At 53.6% G+C, this 1327-nt stretch carries 1 protein-coding gene; it reads left to right on the top strand.

What is annotated here, in order from left to right:
• On the top strand, nucleotides 1-1004 hold a 1004-nt coding region (locus tag KDK14_RS00860), incomplete at its 5' end, for an ankyrin repeat domain-containing protein (RefSeq protein WP_257263124.1).
• Between the last annotated feature and the right edge of the window lie 323 nt (nucleotides 1005-1327).

The raw sequence follows: 1327 nt of genomic DNA, 5'->3' as shown, positions 1-1327 counted from the left end.
CAGGGGCCATCCGGGCATTACTGGCCACTGACCCCTCCCTGGCGAAAGACAAGGATGAAGATGGCAGAACGGCTCTCCACTCGGCGGTACTTGAGAGCCAAACAGGGGCCGTCGTGGTATTGCTGGACATTGAGCCTTCTTTGGTCAAAGAGAAGGATAACAATGGCATGACGGCTCTCCACTTGGCTGCTCTTCCAGCTAATAGCCAAACAGGGACCACCATCCGGACATTGCTGACCTATGCCCCCTCCCTGGCCACAGAAAGGCGGAATGATGGCAAAACGGCTCTCCACATGGCGGTTAATCAGGGCTACTGCGCAGAGGCCATCCGGGCATTGCTGGACATTGAGCCCTCCCTGGCCCAAGAGAAGGATTATAATGGCGATACGGCTCTTCACTTGGCTGCTGTCAGCTTGAGTGTTAATAACCACTACATAGAGATCATTCGGGAATTGCTGGCTACTGACCCCTACCGGGCCAAAGATAAGGATAAGGATGGCAAAACGGCTCTCCACATAGCTGTTCGTAAAGGCCACACACGGATCATCCGGGCATTGTTGACCATGGTTCCCTCCCTGGCCACAGAGAAGGACAAGGATGGCGCAACGGCACTCCACGTAGCTGCCCTTCAAGGCCGCACAGGGATCATCCAATTTTTACTGACCATATATCCCTCCCTGGCCACAGAGCGAACTGACAATGACAGGAGGATTAACAATGGCGAGACGGCTCTGCATATAGCTGCTCGTCTGGGCCACAACAAGACCATTCAGGCATTGCTCGACTTCGCCCCCTCCCTGGCTGCAGAAAGGAGGGCTGATGGCAAAACGGCGCTTCACCTGGCTGCTCGTCAAGGCCACACAGAGTCCATCCGGATATTTCTGGCCATTGACCCCTCCCTGGCCGAAGCCAGGGATGAAAATGGCAAAACGGCTCTCGACCTGGCTACCTTGAAAGGTCACACCGCGTGCCAGCAACTCCTTATTGAAAATGGGGCCCATTAATCGACCTGCTTTTGATCAAATAATTAATTTTATGTGATCAGAAGATATTTCATGCCAGCCCGGGTATTTCATAATCAGAGCGGCAAAGGACAAGCGAGATAAGGAGCACGTTTGTGAAATATCGGGGCAAGGAGGCTGTCCGGGAATTGTGCCCGTCCTCGCTACGGGGACGCCCAGTCGGGCGCTATTCTCAGCCTCCTGGCCAACGGACTACACCGAGTCGCCCGGCACCGAAACAGCGACCACTGGAAATGATGAAGCTTATTGCTAACTTCAGGGTCCAGGCAATTATTATGTCTACAGAGAATTGTATTATGCAAGTA

This window comes from Endozoicomonas sp. ONNA2 (genome assembly GCF_024606365.1).
In the GTDB taxonomy this organism is placed as follows: Bacteria; Pseudomonadota; Gammaproteobacteria; order Pseudomonadales; family Endozoicomonadaceae; genus Endozoicomonas.
Note: the sequence above shows the minus strand (reverse complement) of the source record. Positions and strands in the feature narration are given on the sequence as shown.